General features: G+C 51.1%; 7 protein-coding genes. 1 reads left to right on the forward strand and 6 read right to left on the reverse strand.

Annotated features, from left to right (window positions below; all coding sequences use genetic code 11):
- Nucleotides 1–5: 5 nt before the first annotated feature.
- The 6 genes from ACZND6_RS05045 to ACZND6_RS05070 form a co-directional block, all read right to left on the reverse strand.
- Nucleotides 6–1,565 (reverse strand): cytochrome ubiquinol oxidase subunit I, encoded by a 1,560-nt coding sequence (locus tag ACZND6_RS05045; protein ID WP_008810388.1) that lies wholly within the window; start codon nucleotides 1,563–1,565, stop codon nucleotides 6–8.
- A complete protein-coding gene (gene cydP / locus ACZND6_RS05050) occupies nucleotides 1,565–1,768 on the reverse strand; it encodes a cytochrome oxidase putative small subunit CydP (RefSeq protein ID WP_008810389.1) in 204 nt (67 codons plus the stop codon). Before cydP ends, ACZND6_RS05045 begins: the two co-directional genes overlap by 1 nt.
- A 103-nt stretch (nucleotides 1,769–1,871) precedes the next feature.
- The gene (locus ACZND6_RS05055; RefSeq protein ID WP_008865142.1) at nucleotides 1,872–2,015 is read right to left on the reverse strand and encodes a hypothetical protein; all 144 of its coding nucleotides are present in this window, start codon (nucleotides 2,013–2,015) and stop codon (nucleotides 1,872–1,874) included.
- A gap of 126 nt (nucleotides 2,016–2,141) precedes the next feature.
- On the reverse strand, nucleotides 2,142–2,990 hold the full coding sequence (locus ACZND6_RS05060) for a DUF1801 domain-containing protein (RefSeq protein WP_008810390.1): 849 nt from the start codon (nucleotides 2,988–2,990) through the stop codon (nucleotides 2,142–2,144).
- A gap of 126 nt (nucleotides 2,991–3,116) precedes the next feature.
- Nucleotides 3,117–3,656, reverse strand: coding sequence for a DUF3455 domain-containing protein (locus ACZND6_RS05065; protein ID WP_270209092.1), 540 nt, complete (start codon nucleotides 3,654–3,656; stop codon nucleotides 3,117–3,119).
- 41 nt (nucleotides 3,657–3,697) lie between these two features.
- Nucleotides 3,698–4,942, reverse strand: a complete 1,245-nt coding sequence (locus ACZND6_RS05070; protein WP_008810392.1) for a tetracycline resistance MFS efflux pump — start codon at nucleotides 4,940–4,942, stop codon at nucleotides 3,698–3,700.
- Between the two features lie 117 nt (nucleotides 4,943–5,059).
- On the opposite strand from ACZND6_RS05070, the gene sstT reads away from it, so the two are divergent.
- Nucleotides 5,060–6,292: a serine/threonine transporter SstT gene (sstT, locus tag ACZND6_RS05075; RefSeq protein ID WP_008810393.1), complete on the forward strand. Its 1,233-nt coding sequence runs from the start codon at nucleotides 5,060–5,062 to the stop codon at nucleotides 6,290–6,292.
- The last annotated feature ends 34 nt before the right edge of the window (nucleotides 6,293–6,326 follow it).

Consider the following 6,326-nt stretch of genomic DNA (forward strand, 5'->3'; position numbering starts at 1 on the left):
GTCCTTTACTTAGCAGCTTGTTCGTGGTGATAGGCACCGGTTCCTAAAGAGCTGGGACCGAGCTTAGCAAAGCGCACCATGAGCCATGCTTCCACAATTAACAGACCTGTGTAGAGGAATACTAAGGCGCCCAAAGAGCCCCACAACGAACCGACAGACAGAGAGGAGACGGAGAGGTGAGTCGGGAGGATTTCCCAAATGGTCCAAGGCTGACGGCCGTACTCGGCAACAAACCAGCCGGCCTCACAAGCGATCCAGGGGAGCGGGACTGCAAAGAGCACGAGCTTGAGCCAAAGGCGTTTTTCTGCAGCCACTCTGCGCAGAGAGTAGTAAACGGAAAGTCCGAAGATCAGCAGAAGGGCGACACCGGCTCCGGCCATGATACGGAAAGCGTAGAACATGGAATTGATGGAGTACGGAATCGAGTCATTGGCAGCCTGCTGGATCTGAGCTTCCGTGACTTTATTGGTGTCGGGCTGATACTTCTTAGTCAGCAGGCCGAAACCGAGATCTTTCTTGTGTTCTTCGAACGTGGCTCTAGCCTGAGCATCGTTCGGATTCTTACGAAGCTGTTCCAAAGCCTTGACAGCGACCACACCTTGAGTGATACGTTCTTTGTTTTCCGCAATGATCTGGTTCAGACCGGGAATCTGCTTATCCAAGGAGCGGGTAGACAGGATGCCGGCGAGCCAGGGAATAGTGATTTCGAAGGTATTCTTCTTCAGTTCGGGGTCGGCAAACGCAATGAGAGCCATCGGAGCAGGCGCAGGTTCGGTTTCCCAAAGGCCTTCCATCGCGGCGATTTTTGCAGGCTGATCCTGAGCGACGAGGTAACCAGATTCATCGCCCTGCTGAGCGGTGAAGATCGCGGCCACTAAGCCGAAGACAGCGGCGATGCGGAAGCTGCGTTTAGCAAAATCCATGTCGCGGCCTTTGAGCATGTACCAGGCAGAAATAGCCAGAACGAAAGCGGCGCCGGTGCAGTAGCCGGCAGAGACGGTATGGAAGAATTTGGCCTGGGCCCAGGGGCTGAGGAAGACGTCAAAGAAGTTCGTCATCTCCATTCGCATGGTTTGGTAATTGAAGGTTGCACCGACTGGGTTCTGCATCCAGCCGTTGGCGACCAGAATCCACAGAGCGGAGAGGTTAGAGCCCAAAGCCATGAGGAATGTACAGAGCAGGTGGGTTCCCTTCTTGAGACGAGACCAGCCGAAGAAGAAGAGACCGATGAAAGTGGACTCTAGGAAGAAGGCCATGAGACCTTCAATCGCCAGCGGAGCGCCGAAGATATCGCCCACATAGTGAGAATAGTATGACCAGTTGGTTCCGAACTGGAACTCCATGGTGATACCGGTGGTCACACCCAAAGCAAAGTTAATTCCGAAGAGTTTTCCCCAGAATTTCACCATGTCTTTGTAAACCTGTTTGCCCGTCACTACGTAACAAGCCTCCATCGCTACGAGGAGCATGGAGAGTCCGAGGGTGAGAGGCACGAATAAATAGTGATACATTGCCGTAGCAGCAAACTGGAGCCGTGACAGGTCAACTAATTCAGTTGAGATCATTATTTTTGTCCTTGAACGGTATTAACAACAGAAGGAGTGTTAAGAAACCTTGCGCTGACAGCTTCAGCACTTTGGTCCGTCTTCGTTTCCGGGCCGAAGAAAAGGAAGAAAATGACCGTGATCAGAGCGATTTTGCAGCCGATGACCACAGCCAGTTTGATTCCTAGCCGCTCGGAGGAGCGGTCTGAGTTTTTTACTGCCATAGAGGATAAGTTTCCGAAAGTTTCTAAACGTAACTAATTGTAGATTCAGAATCCCTAAAGAGAGAAGTCCCGAACCAAATCAAGCAAGATATTTTTGTATTAATCAGTTTTCTATCGTGGGATTGGGCGCCGGCACGTCGTCTCCGTCTTCCCATGCAAAAGGCAGGATCGCCATAAATGCAAAGAAGATGAGGGCGACTGCGACAACCAGCCACTTCCACAATTTCTTTTTCTCTTTTTGTTCCATTGATTTCCCAAAAGTAATACTTTGTGGGTATTTTCGCCTGATAAAAGCTGATTTTTAACTTCTCTGCCTAAAAAGGCCATAAAAAACTCCGGACGATGCCGGAGTCTCATTTGTATTTCAGAGCGGTTAGGCTTCTGCTTTTTCAGTTGTTTTTTTAGCGGCGGTCTTTCTTGCCGAGGCCTTCTTCACTGCGGTTTTCTTTGCGGCAGCTGCTTTTTTAGGTGCAGCGGCTTTTTTAGACTCGTCGCCTGCGGAAGCCGGTTCCTCTTTTGCCGAAGACTTCTTAGTCGTTGTTTTCTTGGCAGCGGTCGCTTTCTTCGGTGCGGCGGAATCGTCCTTGGCTGCTTTGGCGCGAGTGCGTTTGACAGGTTTTTCTTCTGTTGCAGCTTTTTTGACTCTCGGTCTGCTGCTGGCCGTCATTGCCGGATCCTTGAAAGTAGGTGCACGAAGGATTTCGACGGGTTCTTTCGGTTCTTCGGGGACAGCTTCAACCACAGTTTCTTCCGTGACTTCCTCTTTCATCGGAATGCGCACGACAGGAGGAGGTGCCTTGGCATCTTCTTCGTTGATTTTCCAGAGAACTAAGAGTTCTTTCTGGGTTGGAGCTTTTCCGGTTTTGAGTCTTTCTCTTCTTGCTGCAACAGAGTCTCTGACGATTTTCTCAAGACTGTCCAACGGAATGCGATTAAGATCGATGAACTCAATGGCGCTTCTATCCTCAAGGACACCGGTGAGAAGAGACTTATAGTTTTCGAGAACGGACGGTTCGGCGATGAACAGAATCATTCTCTTTTCGGTGGATTCAAGAGCAAAGAGCGGCCCCTGGAGTTCATAGAAAGCCAAACCGTAACGCATGCTCTCTCTGACGCCACGCGCAGAGCGACGAATCATGCTGCAAACGCGGGCCATAGCGACACGTCTATCCGCCGGCAAATCTCTAAGATAGCCTCCTACGGTAGTTGCGGTAGGACTCATTAAATTTCCTCCAAAAACCAAAAACTTAGGCAAACTATCATTATATCCCAAAACAGGCTTTTATTCCTGCTTTTGGGGGTTAAATATACTGAAGTTTATTAAGTTTTCAATCTTAGGAGGACTTTTTCATTTCCAGAAAACGTATTCTGCAGAGAAAGGAACTTTCAGCAGCTTGCCCGCCTCAGACGGGGTGCATCCGCTGCTGTTGGGCATACCGCCTTCCGGTTTCAGGCGCTGAATGTATTTGACGCCGTTAAAAACTCCGGTGCCGGGGTCGGAGACGGCTTTCATCAGTGCGTACTTGTTGTCTTTTTGAGGATTCGCAGGGTCGGCCCAAGCGATGATGTGGGAGGAAATGATTCGCGAGCCGTCTTTGTACTCGAAAGCGCTCATCGGGCCGGAAAGTTCGGCAACGGCTTCACCGCTCTTGTCCTTAAGCTTGGCCTGAGGCTGTTCGAAGCGCCAGTAGGTGCCTTTAGCATCGGCGGCGCAGCGGAAAATCTGGATGCCGCTTCCTTCCAGTGTGAGGAAAGCCTGTCCGGACGGAGGCGTCAGCTTTTCCATAGAAGGCTGTTTGCTTGTGTTCAGCGCCGTGTTAATCGAACTGCAGCCGGCAAGCGCCAGTGCAGAGGCGGCCAAGAGAGCGAAGGATAATCTGTTTTTCACGATCTTCTCCTGTAAAGAGAGTTTCACTGTAATGCAATCGACTAGGGCTCTTTGTCGCCGTTACCCTTATTAGGATCCGCAGTTGTAACAGAAGTGAAATGGCGGGAAGCGATAAAGGCGGCTAAGGCGAGGACTAAAGCGCAGATAAAGTAAGGCAGGCCGCCGAGCATTGATCCCGGGCTCTGCGCCGCCGTATGGACTAAAAGAGGCGTCCCGAGCAGAGGCGCGGCGACTCCCATCAAACTGTTTACAGACGAGATGGTTCCCATGGCCTCCCCCTGTTCGGATGCCGGGACGGAATGAGAGACGATGGAATTCAGCGTCGGCGGAACGGCAATGGACAGGAAATTGCAAAGCATCACCAAGTAAGTCAGGGGGCCGTAAGTGACCAGTCCGAAGCAGAGGTAGGCTAGAGCCCCGGAGCCGAGTCCGTAGAGGATCAGTTTTTGTTCGCCGAATAATTTTAAAAGCTTTTTGAGCAGGAAGCCCTGGACGACTGCGGTAACGAGACCCATGACGACCAAAGAAAGTCCGATGTTAAACGGCGTCCAATGGAAGCGGAAATTTGTAAAAAGCGTCCAGGTCGAATGCAGCATCGACTGAGCGAACCCGCTAAGAGCAATGACTGCGATCAGGGCGCCGATGTATTTGAACTTTGTCAAACGGGCAAGTGAGGAAAGCGGGTTGAGGGTTTTGAAATTGATTGCCCGATGCTCTCTTGTTTTTAAAGATTCAGGAAGGACAAAAATCCCGTAGAGAAAATTGAGCAGAGAGAGACAACCTGCGATAAAGAACGGCAGACGAACGTCGTTTTCGCCGAGTATTCCGCCGAGGGCAGGACCGAGAATGAAACCGATGCCGAAGCAGGCCCCGAGTTTGCCGAAGGCGGCAGCGCGGTGCGCCTTATCAGTCACGTCGGAAATGTAGGCTTGAGCAACGGCGATGTTTCCGGCGAACATGCCGCCCAAGATTCTTGAAAATAAAATGACGGGCAGCGACTGTGAAAGCGCCGGCACGAGGAACATAATTCCCAAACCGAAAATTCCGAGCAGCAAAACGGGTCTGCGTCCGTAACGATCGGAAAGGGCTCCCAAAGTAGGAGCAAAGCAAAACTGCATCAGTCCATAGGCGACCAGCATTGCACCCAGCCACCATGCCTGCGCAGACTGTGATCCTGCCAAATCGCCGACTAATTGCGGCAGAACCGGGATGATCAAGCCAATGCCGAGGATGTCCAAAAGGACGCAAATCAGGATAAACGGCACTCCTGCCGCAGTGTTTTTCATGTGGAAGTAAGGTGTTTGATCGTTTCGTTACAGGTGGAAAAAATTACCACGTTTTCAAGATAGCTGAAAAAAATCGGTAAACTGAGGCCGTATTGGAAATTACTTCTTACAAATCTCATGAAAAGAACTATCCCTTTTTTAATCACGCTTATTAAACAAGGATCATTGGTCAAGCAGATCATTGCCGGTTTGGTTTTGGGCATATTGGTCGCCCTGGCTTTCCCGGGATTTGCACAGGGCTGCGGAGTACTTGGCTCCTTTTTCGTCAGCGCCTTGAAAGCCGTGGCTCCGGTCTTGGTTTTTGTTTTGGTCGCCGCCTCCATTGCGAATCAGGAGAGCACCACGAATACGGCCATGAAAGACGTTATCGTTCTTTATTTGGTCGGTACATTCCTGGCAGCCTTAGTGGCGGTATTTGCAAGTTTCCTGTTCCCGACGCAGATCGCACTCATTGATACGAAGGATGCATTATCAGCGCCCGGCGGCATCGGCGAAGTTGTGAAGAATCTGATCTTCAACATCGTTGATAATCCGGTCAAAGCAATTGCCAACGCGAACTACATCGGTATTTTGGCTTGGTCTATCAGCTTGGGCGTTGCTCTTCGCTATGCTTCCGACGAGACTAAACGCATTGTGACGGATCTTACTGCTAGCGTTGAATACGTCGTTCGCTTCGTCATTCGCCTTGCACCTATCGGTGTTTTCGGGTTGGTTGCCGAAGTCGTAGCTACCACCGGTTTGGCCGGCATGATGAGTTATGTCCGCCTTCTGGCCGTGCTGATCGGCTGCATGATTTTCATTGCTTTGATCGTCAATCCGCTTTTGGTCTTCCTCTACACCCACAAGAATCCCTATCCTTTGGTTTGGGCTTGCCTGAGAGAAAGCGGTGTGACAGCCTTCTTCACACGTTCTTCTGCTGCGAACATTCCTGTGAACATGAACCTCTGCCGTAAGCTCGGTTTAGACGAAAAACTCTATTCGCTGTCTATTCCTATCGGCGCCACCATCAACATGGGCGGAGCCGCAGTGACGATTACCGTTCTGACGCTGTCTGCTGCTTACACGTTAGGTGTTCAGGTCGATGTTTTGACGGCACTGCTTCTTTCCGTTGTTGCAGCGGTTTGCGCTTGCGGTGCTTCCGGCGTTCCCGGCGGCTCGCTCCTGCTGATTCCGCTCGCCTGCGGACTGTTCGGTATTGACCAGAACGTCGCTATGCAGGTGGTGGCTGTCGGTTTTGTGATCGGTGTACTGCAGGATTCTGCCGAGACCGCATTGAACTCTTCGACGGACGTTGTCTTTACGGCCGCTGCTTTCGAGCATCATCGCCGCAAATCACAGAGCCACGTCTAACGGTCAATTGAACCGCTAACAAAAAACCTTCCGA

This window comes from Parasutterella sp. (assembly GCF_057870745.1).

Excerpts from the sequence above, each read along its gene's own strand:
- ACZND6_RS05045 (WP_008810388.1), bottom strand. The coding sequence starts at position 1,565 with ATGATCTCAACTGAATTAGTTGACCTGTCACGGCTCCAGTTTGCTGCT.
- cydP (WP_008810389.1), bottom strand. The coding sequence starts at position 1,768 with ATGGCAGTAAAAAACTCAGACCGCTCCTCCGAGCGGCTAGGAATCAAA.
- ACZND6_RS05055 (WP_008865142.1), bottom strand. The coding sequence starts at position 2,015 with ATGGAACAAAAAGAGAAAAAGAAATTGTGGAAGTGGCTGGTTGTCGCA.
- ACZND6_RS05060 (WP_008810390.1), bottom strand. The coding sequence starts at position 2,990 with ATGAGTCCTACCGCAACTACCGTAGGAGGCTATCTTAGAGATTTGCCG.
- ACZND6_RS05070 (WP_008810392.1), bottom strand. The coding sequence starts at position 4,942 with ATGAAAAACACTGCGGCAGGAGTGCCGTTTATCCTGATTTGCGTCCTT.
- sstT (WP_008810393.1), top strand. The coding sequence starts at position 5,060 with ATGAAAAGAACTATCCCTTTTTTAATCACGCTTATTAAACAAGGATCA.